The 356-nt window shown below is 28.1% G+C and carries 1 protein-coding gene; it reads left to right on the top strand.

Going from position 1 to position 356, the window contains the following annotated elements; genetic code table 11:
- Nucleotides 1–18: 18 nt before the first annotated feature.
- On the top strand, nt 19–356 hold a 338-nt coding region (locus V7149_RS26070), incomplete at its 3' end, for a hypothetical protein (protein ID WP_335348457.1).

Below are 356 nucleotides of genomic sequence, written 5' to 3'. Positions count from 1 at the left end.
AATGGGAGGAAAAAGGAAATGAGAAAAAAACATAAACAGCTTGGTGATGGGCATGTAAAATTAGTTCATCAAGCACTTTTAAATTATTTATCTAACGAATCTATCAACCATTATCCCGAAACGGTTTTACAAACTGTGCATTTTATAATCGACAATTATCCAAACATTATTTTTGTTACATCTAAATTTAGTATGGAAAAACCAGATAAAGAGAAAGATCTTATCTTGTATATGGAAAATGGTAACATAATAAATATTAATCTATTTCTTATCAAAAGAGGGGGAAAGATTCAACCAAAGAATCCTGGTGCTAAAAGTTTTTTTTCTAAGTATTTTTTATCTAAAGAATTACAGGA

The organism is Bacillus sp. JJ1503, from assembly GCF_036965125.1.
GTDB lineage: Bacteria > Bacillota > Bacilli > Bacillales > Cytobacillaceae > Cytobacillus.
Note: the sequence above shows the minus strand (reverse complement) of the source record. Positions and strands in the feature narration are given on the sequence as shown.